We start from the raw sequence: 18,884 nt of genomic DNA, 5'->3' as shown, positions 1-18,884 counted from the left end.
CTCGCTCCCGCTATTCCGTCGCCGGAAGGTCGAAGTAGTAGCCGCCGAGGAGGATCGTCGTGATGACCTCCTGCCACGCTTGTTTCTCCTGCTCGACCGAGAGCGGCGCCTCGCGCAGCTTCGGGAGCAGGACCTCGTCGACGAGGAACGCCGGCGCGTGCCGGTCGCCGTCGGGCATCGTCGTCCGGTCGTCGATCGCCATCAGGAAGAACTCGCCGATGCTCTGCATCTTGTGCATCAGGCGCTTCCGGTCGCTCCGCGACGGCGCGGTCGGGTCGAACCCGCGCGCGGTCAGCTCGCCGACGAAGATCCCGTCGGCGGCGTCGCACCAGTCCTGCGAGTCGTCGGCGTAGCAGCCGTCGTCTTCGCCCGAGAGGCCGAGGCCGTCGAAGACGTACGGCTCGCCCGCCGCCGTCTTCGCGATCTGCTTGGCTACCAGCTTCTCGGCGGTGAACGTGGCGAGCGACTGGAGCGCGAGCGCGAAGAGCTCGTGCGGTCGATCGATCGGAGAGCCTTGCTGCGCGACGCTGACGCCGCCGAGGCTCGCGCGGAGGCCGCCGACGTAGCGGCTCTCTTCGTCGGCGGTGAGCGTGAGCTCCCACGTCCGGGTCATCGTCTCGACGATCGCCTCCGGCGTCTTGAACCAGCCGGGGTGGATCGCGGCGGGGCCCGTCGTCATGCCGGAGGTGTCGCTCGCGTCGCCTTCGGGGGCGGCGCCGCACGCCACGACGACCGCGATCGCGAGCGCTCCGAGGACGCGCTTCATGATCCCCTCCGCGCGGCCGCGCCGGCCCGGACGGCGTCGAGGAGCTCGTCGTAGGTCATCTGTCCGAGCACCGCGTCGTGCTTCGCGAGCACGTCGTCGGCGGCGGCGGGGGCGAGCGTCCAGACGAGCCACCGGGCGAAGCGCTCGGCGTCTTTGGGCTCGCCAAACACGTCCGCGATCGGAGCGCGCGGGTCGACGACGTTGGAGCTCGCGCCCTTGCCCTCCGTCGCGCCGAAGGTCCCGAGCCGCGTCGCGTATTGCTGGCGGAAGTCGGGCCGCGCCTTCAGGGCGGCGATCACGCCTTCTTCGCTCGTCGCGTCGAGCGCGAGGAGCTCGTCACGTTTCAGGCCGTGTCCGAGATAGAGGCGCGCGAGCGCGTCGACCGACGCGAGCCGCTCGAGCCGCACGCGCCGCGCGCTCCGCGGGCTGTCGCCGGCGAGCTCGCTCGCGGCGGAGCCGGTCGGCTCGCCGGCAGGCCGCTCGGCGCAGGCCACGCTCAGTAGTGTCAGTGTCAGTGTCAGTGGAAGGCAGAGAAGGAAGTGGAGTCTCATCGTCAATCGGGCTGAATAGGGTGGGGGTCGCGGTTCGGCGGGCCGTCCTGACCGGCGCAAGGTCGCGCGTCGAGGGCGCGGATCTGCGGGTCGTCGCTCGCGCGCGCGGCCTCGTTGCGCTTGCCGCCGAGGAAGCAGAGCGCCTTCTTCTTCATCGCGTCGGCGGGGGTCGCGTCCGGCGAGCTCCATCCGCCGATCGGCATCTGGTCCGACCAGACTTTGCAGTAAGCGTTGTCGTAGAACTCGGCGAGGTGCTTGTAGCGGAGGTCGGGCCCGACCTGTCGCTCCGGGTTGAAGACCGAGGTCGAGACGCCGCCCTCGATCACGCGGTCGAAGAAGGCGCGGCTCCCGGAGCCGCTGTGGCATCCGGCGCACGAGCCGACGAGGAGCGTCTTGTGCGCGTCGGCGGCGTCGTCGGGCACCGACGCGACGTCGCGGCAGTCGGGGGACGCCGGCGGTTGCACCTGCGCGAGCGCGTTCTCGCCGCCCTCGAAGAAGGCCTTCCCGCGCGGGCTCTCGACGGCGAGGTGGCGGAGGAGGCTCGAGAAGCGGAACGTGCCGTCGCCCTTGAAGGCGGCGACGGCGGCGCTGCGTTCGCGGTCGGTCAGCGGATAGCCGGAGCCGACGAGCGATCCCCACGCGTTCCGCGCGATGCACTCGTGGGCGGCGGGGAGGTTCGAGAGGAGGTCGGCGAGGCCGCCCATCCCGAACGCGCCTGCGCCGTCGGGGTGGAACGCGTCGCCCTTCCAGAGGCCGCCGGGCCGGCGGAAGCCGTCGCCGCGGTGGTAGTTGCTGAAGAAGGTCGGGGTCGCGGTCGCGGTGTAGTCGGTGCCCTTCGTGAGCTCGCCGAAGTAGTTCGCGATCGGCTGGACCTGAGTGTGGCAGTTGTAACAGTTGGCGGACGAGTTCACGTGCTCGTCGGCCGGATCGAAGTACGGCACGAGCTCGGGGATGTGGACGGGCTCGCCGCCGCCGACGGCCGCCATCGCGGGGCTGATCTCGGTGCAGAGATACGAGAAGAACACCATCCGCGCGCGGTGGAGATCGCGGTTCTTCTGCGTCGAGCCGTGGCGCGACAGCCAGTACATGCTGCCGTGGACGCCCTCGGTCACCTCGGGAACGCGGACCTTGAGGAACGCGAGCGCGGCGGTGCCGACGGGGATCGTGGGGGTCGCGGGGGTCGTGGGGCTCGCGGCTCCGCTCGGCGCGAGCGCATCGAGCGTGTCGCAGCGATCGTTCGCGACGCCGTTCGGGACGCGGAGCGCGGGGCGGCCCGACGCGTCGTCCGCGAGCTCCACGGCGGGGCCGGCGCCGCTCGCGGGCTTGAAGGCTCGCTCTTTCAGGAGGTCGGCGAGGAGCGTGCGGGCGGGCGCGGTGGTCAGCATCGGCTGCTCGTTCGCGCTCGTCGGGAGCGCGCCGAGCGCGGTCTTGAAGGCGGCGCGCGAGTTGAGCCGGCTCGCGCAGGTCTGCGCGGTCGGCGTCGCGGTCGCGGCTCCGCCGGGGAGGTTCATCGCCTTCTTGAGGGGGCCGACCTTCTCGGCGAGGCACGCGACAGGGATCCCGAGGCTCGCGTCGGTGATCGAGAGCCAGCGATCGCGGTAGCGGAGGATCTCGTAGTAGCCGGCGCCGTCCTGGTCGGCGCGCGCGACGTCTTCGAGATCGAGCTTCAGCGCGCAGTAGTCGCCGAGCGATCGTCTCCGCCAGTTGTCGTCCCCGTCGCGATGGAGGAGGAGCCGGTCACGCTGGAACGAGAAGAACCCATTCCGCGCGTAGTCCTCCGACGCGAGCACGTGGTCGACCATCTCGTCGAGGGTCGCCTCGCGGAGCGCGCGGATCTCGGCCGCGGTCGGATCACGCCCGACGAGCTTCCGGTAGACCCGCGTCGCGATCTGCGCCTGATGGACAGCCGAGAGCTCGGACGCATCCGCCCCCGCCTCATCCGCCCCAGTCGCACAAGCCGCCGCGAGCCCCAGTGTAAAGGTGATAAGAGATAAGGTGCGCAGTGTATGCACGGCACCTCCCTGCTCCGTGAATGTGGGGGAGTCGAGTCTCAACCACCATTCGCCGTCCGAATTAAGGCGCACCGCCGCTCTCGCGCCGCGGCGAGTGCTTCTATTTGCATGATATTACATTACTATTAGTGCTGCGCCGCGTGCGCGGCACACCGCCTCCACGCCCTAGGGCAGCTTGCAGTCGATCCGCGCCGTCGCGGATCGGCCCGCGCCGGAGCGACGCAGCTCCTTCGGCCGGCCGCGCATCGCTCGCGCGTCCCGCCGCCGGCGCGGCCGCTCGTCCCGCACATCGCTCGAGCGTCCTGCCGCGCGTCGGCCGCGCGTCCCGCTCGCGCATCCCGCGCGTTGGCCGCTCGTCCCGTTGCGCAGGCCGCGCTCGTCGGTCGCGCGCTCGCGCGTCGGTCGCGCGCTCGCGCGTCGGTCGCGCGCTCGCGCGTCGGTCGCGCGCTCGCGCGTCGGCTCGCGTCCCGCTGGGTTCGCGCGTCGGTCGCGCGCCCGCGCGTCGGTCGCTCGTGTCCGCGCGTCGGTCGGTCGCGCGTCCTGCCCGCATCGCTCGCGTCCCGCCGGCGCGTCGGTTGCGCATCCCGCGTCACGTCGCTCGCGCGTCCCGCTGGGTTTGCGTGTCCCATCCTCCCGCGCATCCCATCCTCCCGCGCGTCGGTCGCTCGCCCGTGCCCGCGCGTCGGTTGCGCGTCCCGCTGGCGCGTCGGTTGCGCATCCCGCCCGCACATCGCTCGCGCGTCCCGCCCGCGCGTCCCGCCCGCACATCGCTCGCGCGTCCCGCCCGCGCGTTTGTTCGCGCATCGCTCGCGCGTCCCGCTGGCGCGTCGTTCGCGCGTCCCGGCCGTCGGTCGCGTGTCCCGCCCACGCGTTGTTCGCGCGTTCTGCTCGCGCGTCGTTCGCGCATCGCTCGCGCGTCCCGCCGCGCGTCGGTCGCTCGTCCGCTCGCGCGTCCCGCCCGCCCGCGCATCGCTCGCACCTCCCGCCGCGGGTCGCTCGTCCGTGCCCGCGCGTCGCTCGTGGCGTCCCGCCTGCGGTCGCGCGTCCTGGCCACACCGCGTCCTCCCTCGCCGCGGGGGTCGATTAGGATGCGTCGATGATCTACGCGCATCGTGGCGCGAGCTTCGAGTTGCCGGAGAATACGCTCGAGTCGTTTGCGCTCGCGTTGTCGCTCGGGGCCGATGCGATCGAGACCGACGCGCACATGACGCGGGACGGTCGTGTCGTGCTCTCGCATGACGCCACCGGCGAACGCGCGGCAGGCGTCGCGCGCGCGATCGCCGACGCGAGCTGGTCCGAGGTGCGGCGCTGGGACATGGGCGCGCGCTTCACGCCGCGTCGCGCCGGCGTGTTCGCGCCGGGTGTCGTCTATCGCATGCCGCTCCTCGAAGAGGCGCTCGAGGCGTTTCCGGGGATCCTCTTCAACGTCGACGCGAAGCAGACGTCGCCGGACATGATCCCGGCGCTCCTCCGCGCGATCCGCGCGCAGAAGGCGGAGGGGCGCGTGCGCATCGCGAGCTTCTCGGGGCGGAACCTCGCGCGTGCGCGTGCGCTCGGGTACGCGGGCGAGACCGGGCTCTCGCCGAACGAGGTCGCGAGGCTGATGTTCGTGCCGCGCGCGGCGCTCAAGTGGATGCGGCCGAGCGGGCACGCCGCGCAGGTGCCGCGGCGTGCGTACGGCGTTCAGTTCGCGAGCCAGGCCGCGATCGATCGGTTCCACATCGTCGGGCTCCGCGTCGACTTCTGGACGATCGACGACCCGGCCGAGGCGCAGCGCCTCTTCGGCATGGGCGCCGACGGCGTCATGACCGACGATCCGCGCGCGCTCTGCGGGCGCTGACCTTGGCGACCTTCGGCGAGCGCGCGATCTCGCGGAGCTCGTTCTGCATCGCGTGCGCGAAGAGGACGCGCACGCCCTCCATCGCGAGCGGTCGGAGGTGCTCGACCGTCTTCGCGGGATCGAGCTCGTCGGCGGCGCCGGCGCGGTCGACCGCGAGCTCGGTGAGCTCCTTCGCCGCGCGGCCGATGTGCTTCTCGAGGATCGTGCGCGCCTTCATGACGACGTCGAGGTCGAGGCCGGCGCCCTCGAGCCGCGTCGCGATCGCGAGCAGCGCCGGGCTCGGCACGAAGAGCACGTTGCCGCGTCGCTCGACGAGCTTCCCGCGAACGAGGTCGTTGAGGAGCCCGACCCGCTTGCGGCCGGAGAGCTCGTAGAGCTCCTCCTCCGTCACCGTGCGCGGCTGATCGTCGTCCCATGGCTGCTGCAGCTGCGCCTCGAGCCCGAGCCACTCGCCGATGTCGACCTCGCCGCGATCGATCCGGAGGACGAGCTCGCGGATCGCCTCGATGCGGAGCCCGCGATCCTGGAGCGAAGCGATGAGCTCGAGCCGCTCGACGTGCTTCTGCCCGTAGTACGCGACGCGCCCCTTCATCTCGGGCTTCGGCAACACGCCCTTCGATTGGTAGAAGCGGATCGTGCGGCTCGGGACCTGCGAGCGCGCCGCGAGGTCGTCGATCGTCAGGTCTGCCTCTCCGTCGCCCATCTCGAGCTCCGGGAGTAGCACACCCATCGCCAGGTCGAGCGCGGCTTGCACGACGCCTTCGCCGCTCATGCCATCTCCACCATCGCTTCGCGGAGCGAGAGCGTTCGGAGGTGCGCGAAGGCCTTCTTCAACGTCGCGGGCCACGTGTCGGTGCGGTACGCGACGCCGTGCTCTTCGCACGCGCGGCGCACCGCAGGGGCGATCTCGCGGAGCCGTTCGGGCGCGAGCTTGGGGAACAGGTGATGCTCGATCTGGCGGTCGAGCCCGCCACAGAGCACGCTCAACGTGGGGCCGACCTCGAAGTCGTTCGTCGCCTCGACTTGCCGCGCGTACCACGCGCCGCGGCTCGCCGCCTTGTCGCCTTCCGGGTAGGCGGCGGTGTCGGGTCCGACGTGGCCGCAGAAGATCGTCGCCGCCGAGTAGACGTCGCGCATCGTCTCGGCGAGCCAGTTGCCGAGCAGCACCTTCCACCAGAACGGCCCGGCGAGGGCGGGGAAGAGGCCGTACTCGTAGGCGTAGTACGGCACGTATTTCCGCAGCGCGCGGCCGTGCGCGTGGAGGCGCGATCGGAGCGAGCGGTCCTCGAGGAAGTCCATGCCGCCGCGTCCGTTGTTCGCCCACGCGTCGTTCACGCCGGTGAAGTGGAGGTTCATCATGAACGTGAACGTCGGGAACAGCACGAGGAGCGCGAAGGGCACCTGGAACCGATGGAACGGGTTCCACGGCGTGTGCTCCGTGAGCCGGATCGGTCCGAAGTGAACGTCCGGGTCCTTGCCCGCGACGTTGGTGTTCCCGTGATGACGCACGTTGTGCCCATGCCGCCACGACGCCTCGTCGATCGGCACGCGCCACCCGAACGACGCCGAGTGAAACCCGGTGTCCCTGCCGAAGCGGTCGTACGCGCCGTGCAGCGCGGTGTGCCCGATCTCGGTCGCCTCGAGCTGCTTGTGGAGCCAGAGCATCACGACGCCGGCCCCGAACCCGATCGGCTCGAACGAGAAGTGAATCGCCCCACGCCCGGCGATCTCGAGCCCGCGCGACAGCCGCCGCAGCCACCGCACGCGCGCGAGGTCCGCCGCGCCGACGCGCGCCTCCACGTCCTTCCGGATGGCGTCGATGGAACGCCCAAAGCTCTCGAGGCGCGCCGCCTCGGACTCGAACTGCATCATTGGTTTCCTCCGTCGACGGCACGCGCACCTCTCCCGCCTGCCATGCAGTGGAAAGTGTCCTGCCGTGAAGTGGAACTGTTATAACTGTGACAGTAAATGGTGTCAATGTTTGCCCGGACGATTTCGTGATTCAGCAGCCGCTCGCGATCGTGATGACGGCAAGGCGCGCCGTGCGACGGCTCCGCAGCTGCTCTACGTTCGCCGCGCCGAGGACCGCGGCCGGAGCCGTTCGCCGCGCCGATCGTCCCGCGCGACCGTGGCCGCGTCTGGAGTCGTCGCCTCGCGATCGTTCCGCGCCCCGCGCCGCCCGGGTTGCAGGTGGCGGTGAGGCCGCGCGTCCGGAGCCGTCGCTGTGCGGCCGCGCCGTTCGCCGCGTCCGGAGCCGCTGGCCGCGCCCGGCTCCGTGGCGACTGCTGTTGCGCCTGAAGTCGAGCCGTGGCGCGGCCCTGGCGCGCCGCGAGGACGGCGCGTGTGGGCTCAGTGGCGGCTCTTGCGGCGGCTCGCGCGCTGCGCCTTGCGCTTCTTCTTCTTCGCGCGTGACTCCGGAGAAGGGCGTGGGGCGGGCGCGTCGGGGAGGCCGAGCGGGGCGCTCGGGTACGCCATCCGAGCGACCTTTTCGCTCATTATCTCCGTCATGAAGGCGGTCACGTCGGACTCGTTCGCGAGGTCGACGCCCGCGGCCCTTGCGCCCATGAAGATCGACTTCGTCATCCCGAAGTAGCGTGGGTCGGAGAGGCGCTTGCGAAGCTTGACCTCCGCGCCGTCGCCGAGGACGGACGCGCAGCCCGCGACCTTCGCGAGGCCATGCTCGCGCGTCAGGTAGGCGACGAAGGCGCGCAGCGTCGCGACGACCTCCGGCGCGACGTCCGGCTCGCAGCTCACCTTCCGCGGCAGATCTTCGAACACGATCTCCTCGAAGACGTCCGGCGACAGCTCGGTCACCGCGACGCCGTGATACGACCGCGCCAGATCGAGCAGACGCGCGACCCAGACCGGCGCGTCGTCGTCGAGCGGCTCGGCCTCGGGCGAGCGCGCGAACCGCTCGACGAGCACGTCCTCGATCTCGGCGGCGGTCTCGTCGTCTTCGTCCTCGATCGCGGTGACGTGAGCGTGGATGTCGAGCTCCACGGCGTAGGGGTTGCGTTCGAGCCCGCTCCCGGGAGGAGGTATCGTGAGCTCGACGTTCACCGGTCCGAGCGACGACTCGACCTCGAACGTCTCGACGATCGACTCGGCGCCGATGAACGCGTCCGCGACCCCGACGGCCTCGATCTCGAGCAGCTTGCTGACCGCGAGCGAGAGCGCCTCGAGGACCGCGACCTCGCGCGCGGCGGGCGGGCGCGCGATCCCGTCGTCGTCGACGACGAGAGGGAGCGGATACGCGCGCGGGCCCGCGATGCTCCATCGGTGCGCGACGATCTCGGCTTGCAGCTCCTTCTCGAGCTCGTCGCGGCCGATGAAGTTGAGGGTCACGTGCGGTGGAAGCTGCGGAGGCGCGCCACCGGCGAACGCGTCGTCGGTCGCGTCGAGGAAGCGCTCGTACGAGGCCTGGCTCGGAAAGAGCACGAGGCCGTGGCTCTCGCCCATCTGACCGATCACCGAGAGGCGCGCGTCGCGGACGTCGAGCGCCGCGATCGTCACCGCGATCCGCGCGTCGTCGTTCGGCAGGAGCCGCCAGGGCTGCGCGCGATAGACCGTCGCCGCGGCGCGGAAGAGCCGCGCGATCACGTCCGGGGTCAGGCCCGCGGTGAGGTACGTGGCGTCCTCGGCGTCGTCGTCGGGCGCGTTGTCGAGATGCTCGATGAGCGACGCGAAGACCTCGTCGAGCTCGGGCGTCGGCGCGCACACGATCTCGGTCTCGTCGCCGAGCTCGCGCCGCAGCGCCTGCGCGAGCTCCTCCGACGCCACACGGACGCGCGCGGGGACACGTGGCTTGCCGCACGTGGACGCGCGCGTGATCTCGCGGAAGTGGGGCCCGACGTTCGCCGTCGCCTCGCCGTGCGCAACGTCGTCGCGACATCCGCCCAGCTTCTTCACACCGTCCCCACAGGACGTCCTCAGTCACTCCTCAGTCACTCCACAGACGAGGCAGATGAAACCGACGAAGCTGAAGCGACGAGGCGAATGAACCGACGAATCTGAAGCGACGAGGCGGACGATGACGCTCGGTGAGCGCGTCGGGATCAGAGGTCGTCGTAGAAGAGCGGCTCGCGGTTGCGGACGTAGCGGTAGATGAGCTGGCGCGCTTCGTTCGTGATGGCGGTGAAGCGCGCGCCGAAGCCCGGCGGTGCATCGCCTCCTTGCTCGCGCGTCCACTTCACCACCGCGTTCGCCTCGAACTCGTAGCCGCCGGGAAGCGAGACCTTGAGACGGACAGGAGTGCCGATCTTCGGCGGCACGTACGTCGACACGAAGAGGCCGCCGTGGTCGATGATGTCGTTGCCCGAGAGTCCCTTGTAGAAATTCGTCGGGCTGTGCGCGCCGAGGTCCGCCGGGATGAGCTGCATGTTGCCCGCCGCGGGCGGCGCCGGGACCGGCATGCTCGGCGTCGCCGGTTTCGGCCCTGCCGCGGCGAACGGGTCGCGCGCGACCATTGGATTCGCAGGCGCCGGAGCAGGCGCATGAGGTGCGTGAGCCGCGTGAGCATGAGCCGCATGAGCTCCATGGGGTGCGGCACCGGGAGCGTGAGCGGCTTGTGGCTGCGAGAAGCTCGGCTGCGAGCCGGGGCGCTGCTGGGGCTGCGGGACCTGCGCGCCGACCGGCGCGGTCGAGGCGAACCCGGGGGGCGGCCGGAGCGGCGCGTTCAGCGTGGCCCCCGGCTGCGCCGCCACCGTCGGCGCATGCGCAGAGAAGTCCGGCGACCCCGCCGGAACAGCCGGATTCTGCGGTGTCCCCGGATTGGCGCCAAAACCCGGATTCAGCGCTGCGCCCGGACCCGCGCCAAGGCCCGGAGTTGGATTCAGCGCCGCGCCCGCGCCCGCGCCGAGGCCCGGAGCCAGATTCTGCGCCGGGCTCGAACCTGCGCCGAGCCCCGGATTCAGCGCCGCGCCGGCCCCCGCACCCGCGGCCGCGCCGCCCGCGCCGAGCCCGCCGCCCGCGGCCGGACCTGCGCCGAACCCCGGATTCAGCGCCGCGCCGGCCCCCGCACCCGCGCCGAGTCCGCCCCCTGCGCCTGCGCCGAGCGCCGGATTCTGCGTCGGGCCGCCTCCCGGCGTCGGGCCACTTGCGGCGAGGCCTGGAGCTGGCTTCGGGGCCGGTCCGGCCCCGCCGAATGCGGGTTGGCCGGCGGCGGGCGGTGGGTTCGGCGCCAGCGTGCGGCCGGGACCAACGGCAGGTGCGGGTGGTGAGTTTGCGGGCTCTGCCGGCTTCGCTGCCGGGGCTGCGGCGCCGCCGGGGACGAGCGGGGCTGCGCCTGTCGCCATGCGGCTCAGCGCGTGCACCACCGTGAGCGACTTCGCGACGTTGTCGAGCGCGTTCGTCACCGCGGGGTGGTTGGGCGGCGCCGCCTGGAGCTGCGCGAGCGCGCCGCGGACGTGGTTGAGCGCGACCTCCGCGTGCGGCGCGAGCTGGCTCGTCTTCTCGAGCTGGTGCAGCGCGCCCATCGCCTGCGCGATCGGCGCCGCGAGCTCGACGAGATGGCTCGGCACGCTCGGATCGGCCTGGAGCGCGTTCAGCCCGCGTGAGAGCGACTCGCGGGCAGACTTCGACATCGTGATCGGATCGCTCACCAGGTGACCTCGCCCGAACGATGGTACGCGACCGTCCCGCGCCGAACCAAGGAAGCTGCCCCGTGCCCCGGGACAAGGTGCCGCGCTCGATCCTGCGACGATCGAGGCGCTTCCGTGCCTCTCGAAAGCGTCGAGAGTGCATCGCGCGCTCCTACCCCACGCGGATCGCGCGACGGCACGTGGTTCGCAACGTATGGGGGTGGAGGACCCGATGAGTTGGAGTGACCGGACCGAGCGCGAGCGCTATGCAACCCCCCGCATCGAGCACGATCCCGATGTCGAGCGGCGCGATCGGATCCGCGAGATCGAGAGGCTGCGCTCGATCAACCAGAGCCCGTGGGCGATCGGCGTCTCGCACTGGAACCAGCGCGACCTCTACACGCGCAACAGCCGCATCGACGAGGAAGGCTACGGGCGCGGTCCCGCGCTCCACCCCGAGGACGGCAGCTACGCGTACCACCGCGACTTCAGGCATGACGAGCACGACCGCCAGGAGCACGACGAGAACGGTCCCACCCTCCACGAGCGCGAGGCGTGGCCGTGGCTGAACTACACCTCGCCGAAAGAGGATCCCTACTTCGCGCACCTCGATCACGATCGACGGCGCGACAGCTTCTGGCAGCGTCTGAAGGGCGGCGCCCTCGAGCTCCTCCACGCCGGCAAGGCGCCGAAGAACGCGGTCCGCGCCGACGCGCGCATCCTCGAGGACGTGAACGACGCGCTCACGTACCGCGGCGACCTCGACGCGACGGACATCGACGTGACGGTGCACGCCGGCGAGGTCACGCTGACCGGCACCGTCACCGATCGCCGCTCGAAGCGGATCGCGGAGGAGGTCGCCGAGGGTGTGCTCGGCGTGCGCGACGTCCACAACCAGCTCACGATCCGCAAAGACGATCCGAGCGACGCGAACGTCGCCTTCGTGTTGCCGCTCGCCCTCCTCGGCCGAGGCATCTGAAGAAGAGGAGGCATCTGAAGAGGAGGCATCTGAAGAAAAGTGGTGGCGCGGGATTGCATTCCGAGGCGCGTGGTTATGGTTGCGCCGTGGACTTCGCCGCCGTCGCACGCCGCTTCGAGGCGAAACACCTGCAGCTGACGCTCGCCCTCGCCGACGAGACGCTGCGCTTCGGAGACGAGTGCGCCGCCGCGTTCGCGGGCCACGGCGCGTACTCGAACCGCGTCACCGGCTTCGGCCTCGCGCCCGAGCACGTCGACCGCGCGATCGCGTTCTTCGATGCGCGCGGCGAAGACACGAAGCTCGAGACGTCGTCGTACGCCCCCGCCCCCGTCCTCGATGCGGTCGCCGCGCGCGGCTTCCAGCTCCGCTTCTTCACGCACGTCCTCGCGCTCTCCGTCCGCGACGTCGCGCGCACGCCGCCGCCGGCCGGGATCACGATCGAGCGGCTCGACCGCACCGACGCGAGCGCGGTGCGCGCGGCGGCGGTCCACAACGACCGCTGCTTTTCGCCCGAGCGCGAGCCTTCCGAAATCGCGGTTGGTAGGACGATGATGCATCTCACGATGCCGACGAACGACACCTTCGTCGCGCGCGCCCGCGGCGAGATCGTCGGCGTCGGCTGCTCCGAGTCGAGCCACGGCCTCACGATCCTCTTCGGCGGCGCCGTCCGCCCCGACCACCGCGGCCGCGGCCTCCAGCAGGCGCTGATGAACGTGCGGCTCGCGGCGGCCCACGAACGCGGGAGCGACCTCGCGTGCGTGATGACCGGCCCGGGCACGTCGAGCGAGCGCAACGCACGTCGCGCCGGCTTCCAGCTCGCCGGCGCCCGCGCGTTCTTCGCGCGCCCCCGCCCCTGAGAGGAAGCGCCCGCGCGCCCCCGCACTAAGAGGAAGCGCCCGTGCGCCCCCGCCCCTGAGAGGAAGCGCCCGCGCGCCCCCGCACCGAGGGGAAGCGCCCGCGCGCCCCTGCGCCTAAGAGGAAGCGCCGCGCCCCTGCGCCTAAGAGGAAGCGCCGACGAGGTCGGCGATCGTCTCGGCGTCGAGCTCCTCCTCCTCGTCGAGGCGCGCGCCGAGGAGCTCCACTCCCGCGTCGGCCGCGCGCACGATCGCGACGCCGTCTCGCACGAACGCTTCGCCCGGCTCGAGGGCGCGCGGCACGTTCGTCGTCACGCGGGCGCGTGTGATCGTGAGCACCTCGTCGCCGATCGCGGTGAACGCGCCGGGCCATGGGCTCGCCGCGCGCACGCGCCGCACGATCGCCGCCGCCGGCTCGGTCCATCGCAGCTCGAGGACGTCGTCGTCCGGCGTCGGCGCAGGCGTCGCCGCGGCCTCGTCCTGCGCCTCCGCCGCCGGCGGCTCGCCGCGCGCGTAGGCGCCCACGACCTCACGCAGGAGCGCGAGCGAAGGACGATCGAGCTTCTTCGCGAGCGTCCACGCGCTCCACGCCGGATCGATCCGCAGCGATCGCCGCCCCAGCATCGCGCCGGTGTCGTAGTCGTCTTCGAGCACGTGCGCCGTGACGCCGGTCACCTCGTCGCCGGCGTCGATCGCCCAGAACGTCGGATCCGGTCCGCGGTGACGCGGCAAGAGCGAAGGATGCACGCCGATCGCCCCGAAGCGCGCGAGCCGTCGCACCGCGCGCGGCACCTTCTTCGTCCAGAACCAGCTCACGACGAGGTCCGGCTTCGCGGCCGCGATCGCGTCGGCGGCGCGCGCGAGGTCGGGCACGACGTGCACGACGCCGTCGCCGAGCAGCCGCCGGAGCCGCCGCGTGCCGGGCGCGTCCCTCCGGCAGATCCCCGCCCACGCGATCGTGTGGCCATCCTTCGCGAGCAAGAGCGCCGCGAGGGGGAGGCCGACGAAGGCGATCCGCACTACTCGGGGGTTCGCGTGGCCGGGAGCGGCGCGTGCGCGGCGGCCGCGCCGAGCGGGCCCTCCTCGCCGAGCTGCTTGAGGAGCGCCTGCCGCGCGGCGTGCTCGACGAGCGCCCAGAGCTGCGCGCGATCGGTCGCGCGGCCGAGGAAGCCGATCGGGATCCGGAAGCCGCCCTTGTCGCGACGCCCGCCGCCGTAGGCCTTGCCGCGCTCGTCGTGGCCGAACGCCTGCTCGATCCACAGCGCGGGATCGACGCTCGGCGAGTGCGTGCGGAGCGAGCCCTCGATGAAGCGATCGCCGACGATGCCGTAGACGACGACGGTGTCGATGTCCTCGCGGCGGATCAAGAAGTCGGCCGCCTGCGCGATCGTGTCCCGCTCGCTCTCCGAGACGAAGCCGACGCCGGACATCGCGAAGTTGCGGCGGACGACGAGCGCCGCGAGCGCGCGCGCGATGACGTCCATCGCCGACGGCGCGATGAGGCGACGCGAGAGGTCCTGGAGGAGATCGCGATCGCAGATCTCGGCGAGCTGCGCCGCGGCGCGGAAGTCGGTCGTGCGCGCGAGCGAGAAGTCGTCCGTGTCGGTCGCGAGGCCGTGCATGAGCGCGGTCGCGACGCGGCGGTCGTCGTCGCTCTCGGCCGAGAGCGGGAAGAGCTCTTGCAGGTACTCGACGAAGATCGTCGCGGTCGCGCCGACGTCGTTGCGCATGTCGATGAAGCGCGCGCGCGGCGGCGCGTGCGCGCGGTGGTGATCGACGATCGTGAGCGTCTCGATCTGATCGACGCCGACCATGTCGGGGTCGACGTCGTGCGCGTCGACGAGGGCGATGAAGTCCGCCGGCTCCGCGAGGTCGACGACGTTGCGCATCTTCTTCATCTCGACGTTCAGCAGCTTCACGAGCGCGCGGTTCTCGCGGTGCGACAGCTCGTGGCAGTAGCTGATCGTCGTCTTCGCGACGCCGACGCGCTGGGCGATGTGCGCCTGCGCGAGCGCCGACGCGATGCCGTCGGGATCGGGGTGCCCGCGCAGCGCAATGAGGAGGTGCTTCCCCTTGGCTGCGCTGAGCGCCTCTGCAAACTCACGTGCTCTTTGGGCGCGATCCGGCAACGGCAACCGTCGGACGGGTTCGTTCATGGGTTGGCCCCCTAGCGTCGCCGACCCCGCATCCAAGTCAAGCTGTTCAGGACGAGCCGAGGGCTACACCCATCGGGTCGTGGCACGAGCAATGCACTTTGCATGGTAGGGTCCGCGGTTCTGAGATGGGTCGTCGCGCGCAGATCTTCGTACCGTTCGGGGTCGTTCTGCCCGCGCTGTGGTGGGTGATCGACGCGACGTGGCGGGCGTCGTGGACGACGCTCGGGCGCGATCAAGGCATCTTTCAGTACATCGCGTGGGCGGTCCGGCAGGGCGACGTGCTCTACCGCGACGTGCGCGACGTGAACGGCCCCGTCATCACGATGGTGCACGTCTTCTTCCAGTGGCTCGGCGGCGAGGACGAGCATCGGTTCCGCGTGCTCGATCTCACCGTGACCGGCGCCTCGTTCGTCGTCGCGGGCGCGCTCGTCGCCGCGAAGGCGCGCCGCGGAGAGCGCGCGCTCTGGGGCCTCGCGGCGTGGGTGGCGCTCTCGGCGCAGTACCTCTCGTTCGGCTTCTGGGACACCGCGCAGCGCGAGAGCTTCCTCGATTGGTTCGCGCTCGTGTCGATCGCGCTCTTCTTCGCCGCCGACGAGGTGCGGTCGCGTCGCGGCGCGGCGATGGTCGTGCTCGCCGGCGCCGCGTCGTTCTTGCCGTGGCTCGGCAAGCCGACCTTCGCGCTCTTCACCGTCGCCGAGGTGCTCGCGATCGTGCTCGGCGAGGACCGGCGGCGGCGCTTCGTGCTCTTCGCGCTCGGCGGCGCGGCGGGGCTCCTCGTGCCCTTCCTCTTCTTGCTCGCGTGCGGCGACGTCCGCGCGTGGGCGCACATCACGTTCGTCGACGTGCCCGCGATGTACCGCTTCATCTGGCCGCGGCCGGCAGGCGCGATCCTCTCCATGCCCGGCTACAAGTCGATCGCCGTGCTCGCCGTGCTCACGTCGCTCGGCACGAGCGCGCTCATCGCGCGACGCGTCTTGCCGACGCGCGCGCTCCCGATCGCGCTGATGCCGGTCCTCGCGCTCGTCTCGATGCTCGTCCAGGCGAAGGGCTTCCCCTACCACTTTCACCCGATCACGGCCGGCACGACGTTCGCGTGGATCGTCGCCGCGGCGGCGCTGCGCCGGCGCGTCCCGCTCCTCGCGCTCGCGGGCGCCGGCGCGATCGGCATCCACGCCGCGGTGTTGGGGCGCGCCGCGCCGTATCCGCCCGCGCCGTCGCCGGGAGCGCGCACGACCGCCGCGCTCGAGAGCGCCGAGCGCCTGCGCTGGTTCGATCGCATCGACTACTTCCCTCATCAGATGCGCGTCGCCGCGGCGGCGGTCGCGAGCTCCACGAAGCCGACCGATCGCGTCCAGACCTACGCGATGGACCCGTATCTCCTCTTCCTCGCGCGGAGGCTCAGCGCGACGCCGTACATCTACGCGTACGACCTGAACGTCGACGCCGCGGCGGCGGGGGGATGGGAAGAAGGCGCGGTGCGCCCCACCCGCGAGCAAGCGGCGGTCATCCGCGCGATGCGCGACCGCCACGCCGCCGACCTCCTCGCGCGCATCACGCAGGACCCGCCCGCCGCGTTCGTGCTCGTCAGCCTCTCCCCGCTCATGAGCAACACGAACGCGCACCTCGACTTCGACGCGCACTGCCCGCGCGCGGCGTCGTTCATGCGTGAAAAGTACACGAATCGAGGCGGTTACCCCTCCGAGGTCTGGGTCCGCGACGACCTCTTGCAGTGACGTTTCGTCGCGCAACCGTCACAGCCGGAGCCGCTCCGATCGGGCTAGACTAGCGGACGCATGCCTACGTCCGTCCCGGACCTGCCGCCGACCTCGTCGCCGACCCCTCAGGCGTCGACCCCGCCGGCCCCTCCGGTCTCGGTCGTGCCGCCCGCGCCCGCGGAGCGCGTGTCGGGGCCGCACGTCGCGGCCACCTCCGTCACGCCCGCCGAGACGCCGGACCTGCGCGCGCCCGCGCTCTACCTCAACCGCGAGCTGTCGTGGATCGAGTTCAACGCGCGCGTCCTCGCCGAGGCCGACAACGAGGCGGTGCCGCTCCTCGAGCGCCTCAAGTTCCACGCCATCGCCGCCTCGAACCTCGACGAGTTCTTCATGGTCCGCGTCGCGGGCCTGAAGCAGCAGCTCACGGGCGAGGTCGGCGAGCTCGCGGCCGACGGCCTCACCGCCCACGAGCAGCTCGTGAAGATCTCCGCGCGCGTGCACGAGCTCATCGCGCAGCAGATGGCGTCGCTGATGGGCGGCCTCCTCCCGCAGCTCGCGTCCGACGGCTCGTTCGTGCTGATGAAGCCCGACAGCCTGCCGCCGGACGCGCTCGCCGCGCTCGACGAGCGGTTCCACAACGAGGTCTTCCCGATCCTCACGCCGATCGCGATCGACCCGGGCCACCCGTTCCCGCACGTCCGCAACAAGAGCTTGAACCTCGGCGTCATGTTCTCGCGCGAGGGCGAGCTCGAGCCCGGCTTCGGCGTCGTGCAGGTGCCGATGATGCTGCCGCGCCTCCTCGAGGTGCAGCAGCCGAAGCAAGAGCCCGGGTTCGCGAAGCACTCCTTCGTCCTGCTCGAGGACCTCATCGCGCGCCACGTCGGCACGATCTTCCCGGGCGTGAAGCTGAAGGGCGTGTACACCTTCCGCGTCACGCGCAACTTCGACCTCGAGATCGACGAGGAGGAGGCGCAGGACCTCCTCCAGACGATCCAGCAGGAGCTCCGCCGCCGCGAGCGCGGCGCGGCGGTCCGCCTCGAGGTCGCGGGCGAGCCGACCCCGAACTCGCTCCAGAAGCTCGTGAAGGCGCTCAAGCTCGATCCCGAGCGCGACGTCTATCGCTCGGCGCTCCTCAACGTCTCCGACCTCATGGGCTGGGTGCCGCGCGAGGAGCGCCGCGACCTCCGCGACGAGCCGTACCACCCGCAGGTCGTCCCGCCGCTCCGCGACGCGGAGGACATCTTCGCCGCGATCCGCGAGAGCGACATCCTCCTCCACCTCCCGTACGAGTCGTTCGATCCGATCGTCGAGCTCATCACGCGCGCGGCGGAGGACCCGGACGTCCTCGCGATCAAGCAGACGCTGTACCGCGCCGGCGGCGACTCTCCGATCGTGAAGGCGCTCGCGCGCGCGGCCGAGACGGGCAAGCAGGTCACCGCGATCGTCGAGCTGAAGGCGCGCTTCGACGAGGAGTCGAACATCCAGTGGGCGCGCACGCTCGAGCAGAGCGGCGTCCACGTCGTCTACGGCCTCCTCGGCCTCAAGACGCACGCGAAGTGCCTCCTCATCATCCGCCGCGAGCGCGGCTCGCTCCGCCGATACGTGCACTTTGCAACCGGCAACTACAACCCCGGCACCGCGCGTCACTACACCGACGTCGGTCTCCTGACCGCGCGCCCCTCCCTCGGCGCCGACGCGTCCTCGCTCTTCAACCTGCTCACCGGCTACAGCGCGCCGGCGAAGTGGAACTCGCTCATCGTCGCGCCGCTCGGCCTCCACGAGGCCACCCTCGGCCTCATCGCGCGCGAGACGGAGAACGCGCGCCAGGGCCGTCCGTCGCGCATCGTCGCGAAGATGAACGCGCTCGTGGACGAGGACGTCATCGAGGCGCTCTACCGCGCGTCGCAGGCGGGTGTCCTCATCTCGCTCATGATCCGCGGCATCTGCTGTCTCCGCCCCGGCGTCCCGGGCGTGAGCGACAACATCGAGGTCCGCGCCATCATCGATCGCTACCTCGAGCACGGCCGCATCTTCCATTTCTCGAACGCGGGCAAGGACGAGGTCTACATCGCGAGCGCCGACTGGATGCCGCGCAACTTCCATCGCCGCGTCGAGGTGATGGTCCCGATCGACGACCCGAACATCCGCGCGCGCCTGATCGAGATCCTGAACGTGCAGTTCTCCGACAACGTGAAGGCGTGGACGCTCGAGGCGAACGGGACCTATTCGCGCGTGCAGCCGAAGCCGAACGCGCCGCTCCTCCGCTCGCAGCAGCGCTTCATCGAGGTCACGCGCGACAAGGTGAAGGTCGCCGAGCAAGCGAGCCGCGCCCCGAGCCGCTTCCACATGATGCCGACCGCGCAGCGCCAGCCCCTCGAAGGCAAGCTCCCCCGCACCCAGCGCCGCCGCCTCCGCAAAGACGAGCGCTAGGC

The 18,884-nt window shown here is 71.5% G+C and carries 14 protein-coding genes; 5 read left to right on the top strand and 9 right to left on the bottom strand.

All coding sequences use genetic code 11. The annotated features are described in order from the left end of the window. Positions 1-10: 10 nt before the first annotated feature. Genes KF837_41125 through KF837_41115 form a run of 3 tightly spaced genes read right to left on the bottom strand, consistent with a single transcriptional unit; the run spans position 11 to position 3,329 of the window. Positions 11-766, bottom strand: a complete 756-nt coding sequence (locus KF837_41125; GenBank protein MBX3233798.1) for a hypothetical protein — start codon at positions 764-766, stop codon at positions 11-13. Continuing rightward, positions 763-1,260 (bottom strand): hypothetical protein, encoded by a 498-nt coding sequence (locus tag KF837_41120; protein ID MBX3233797.1) that lies wholly within the window; start codon positions 1,258-1,260, stop codon positions 763-765. The genes KF837_41125 and KF837_41120 overlap by 4 nt, the downstream gene beginning before the upstream one ends. Before the next feature lie 59 nt (positions 1,261-1,319). Beyond that, positions 1,320-3,329: a DUF1588 domain-containing protein gene (locus tag KF837_41115; protein MBX3233796.1), complete on the bottom strand. Its 2,010-nt coding sequence runs from the start codon at positions 3,327-3,329 to the stop codon at positions 1,320-1,322. Positions 3,330-4,425: 1,096 nt separating this feature from the next. Between KF837_41115 and KF837_41110 the strand changes: the two genes are divergently transcribed. Continuing rightward, on the top strand, positions 4,426-5,169 hold the full coding sequence (locus tag KF837_41110) for a hypothetical protein (GenBank protein MBX3233795.1): 744 nt from the start codon (positions 4,426-4,428) through the stop codon (positions 5,167-5,169). Here the strand turns inward: KF837_41110 and KF837_41105 are convergent. From KF837_41105 to KF837_41090, 4 genes are all read right to left on the bottom strand, one after another. Further along, complete coding sequence (locus KF837_41105) at positions 5,132-5,941, bottom strand: MerR family transcriptional regulator (GenBank protein ID MBX3233794.1); 810 nt, start codon at positions 5,939-5,941, stop codon at positions 5,132-5,134. The genes KF837_41110 and KF837_41105 overlap by 38 nt on opposite strands. Further along, the gene (locus KF837_41100) at positions 5,938-7,041 is read right to left on the bottom strand and encodes a fatty acid desaturase (protein ID MBX3233793.1); all 1,104 of its coding nucleotides are present in this window, start codon (positions 7,039-7,041) and stop codon (positions 5,938-5,940) included. Before KF837_41100 ends, KF837_41105 begins: the two co-directional genes overlap by 4 nt. Positions 7,042-7,518: 477 nt before the next feature. Continuing rightward, positions 7,519-9,078 carry a hypothetical protein gene (locus KF837_41095; protein ID MBX3233792.1) on the bottom strand — a complete coding sequence of 520 codons (1,560 nt, stop codon included), beginning with the start codon at positions 9,076-9,078 and terminating at the stop codon, positions 7,519-7,521. Between the two features lie 146 nt (positions 9,079-9,224). Continuing rightward, positions 9,225-9,635 carry a PilZ domain-containing protein gene (locus KF837_41090; protein MBX3233791.1) on the bottom strand — a complete coding sequence of 137 codons (411 nt, stop codon included), beginning with the start codon at positions 9,633-9,635 and terminating at the stop codon, positions 9,225-9,227. 1,345 nt (positions 9,636-10,980) lie between these two features. On the opposite strand from KF837_41090, the gene KF837_41085 reads away from it, so the two are divergent. Together KF837_41085 and KF837_41080 are read left to right on the top strand one after the other, a co-directional pair. Beyond that, positions 10,981-11,727, top strand: coding sequence for a BON domain-containing protein (locus KF837_41085; GenBank protein ID MBX3233790.1), 747 nt, complete (start codon positions 10,981-10,983; stop codon positions 11,725-11,727). Positions 11,728-11,813: 86 nt separating this feature from the next. Beyond that, on the top strand, positions 11,814-12,584 hold the full coding sequence (locus tag KF837_41080) for a GNAT family N-acetyltransferase (GenBank protein ID MBX3233789.1): 771 nt from the start codon (positions 11,814-11,816) through the stop codon (positions 12,582-12,584). 141 nt (positions 12,585-12,725) lie between these two features. Here KF837_41080 and KF837_41075 read toward each other — a convergent pair whose 3' ends face one another. Together KF837_41075 and KF837_41070 are read right to left on the bottom strand one after the other, a co-directional pair. Further along, positions 12,726-13,601 carry a hypothetical protein gene (locus tag KF837_41075; GenBank protein MBX3233788.1) on the bottom strand — a complete coding sequence of 292 codons (876 nt, stop codon included), beginning with the start codon at positions 13,599-13,601 and terminating at the stop codon, positions 12,726-12,728. Beyond that, positions 13,601-14,737, bottom strand: coding sequence for a bifunctional oligoribonuclease/PAP phosphatase NrnA (locus KF837_41070; protein MBX3233787.1), 1,137 nt, complete (start codon positions 14,735-14,737; stop codon positions 13,601-13,603). Before KF837_41070 ends, KF837_41075 begins: the two co-directional genes overlap by 1 nt. Before the next feature lie 125 nt (positions 14,738-14,862). Between KF837_41070 and KF837_41065 the strand changes: the two genes are divergently transcribed. Both KF837_41065 and ppk1 read left to right on the top strand, forming a co-directional pair. Further along, positions 14,863-16,470, top strand: a complete 1,608-nt coding sequence (locus KF837_41065; GenBank protein MBX3233786.1) for a hypothetical protein — start codon at positions 14,863-14,865, stop codon at positions 16,468-16,470. Positions 16,471-16,530: 60 nt separating this feature from the next. Then, positions 16,531-18,882, top strand: coding sequence for a polyphosphate kinase 1 (gene ppk1, locus KF837_41060; GenBank protein ID MBX3233785.1), 2,352 nt, complete (start codon positions 16,531-16,533; stop codon positions 18,880-18,882). Positions 18,883-18,884 lie beyond the last annotated feature (2 nt).

It is taken from the genome of Labilithrix sp. (assembly GCA_019637155.1).
Lineage (GTDB): Bacteria > Myxococcota_A > Polyangia > Polyangiales > Polyangiaceae > Labilithrix.
The sequence above is the reverse complement of the archived record's forward strand: the minus strand, read 5'-3'. Positions and strand labels throughout refer to the sequence as shown.

Excerpts from the sequence above, each read along its gene's own strand:
- KF837_41125 (MBX3233798.1), bottom strand. The coding sequence starts at position 766 with ATGAAGCGCGTCCTCGGAGCGCTCGCGATCGCGGTCGTCGTGGCGTGC.
- KF837_41110 (MBX3233795.1), top strand. The coding sequence starts at position 4,426 with ATGATCTACGCGCATCGTGGCGCGAGCTTCGAGTTGCCGGAGAATACG.
- KF837_41105 (MBX3233794.1), bottom strand. The coding sequence starts at position 5,941 with ATGAGCGGCGAAGGCGTCGTGCAAGCCGCGCTCGACCTGGCGATGGGT.
- KF837_41100 (MBX3233793.1), bottom strand. The coding sequence starts at position 7,041 with ATGATGCAGTTCGAGTCCGAGGCGGCGCGCCTCGAGAGCTTTGGGCGT.
- KF837_41090 (MBX3233791.1), bottom strand. The coding sequence starts at position 9,635 with ATGGTCGCGCGCGACCCGTTCGCCGCGGCAGGGCCGAAACCGGCGACG.
- KF837_41085 (MBX3233790.1), top strand. The coding sequence starts at position 10,981 with ATGAGTTGGAGTGACCGGACCGAGCGCGAGCGCTATGCAACCCCCCGC.
- KF837_41070 (MBX3233787.1), bottom strand. The coding sequence starts at position 14,737 with ATGAACGAACCCGTCCGACGGTTGCCGTTGCCGGATCGCGCCCAAAGA.
- KF837_41065 (MBX3233786.1), top strand. The coding sequence starts at position 14,863 with ATGGGTCGTCGCGCGCAGATCTTCGTACCGTTCGGGGTCGTTCTGCCC.
- ppk1 (MBX3233785.1), top strand. The coding sequence starts at position 16,531 with ATGCCTACGTCCGTCCCGGACCTGCCGCCGACCTCGTCGCCGACCCCT.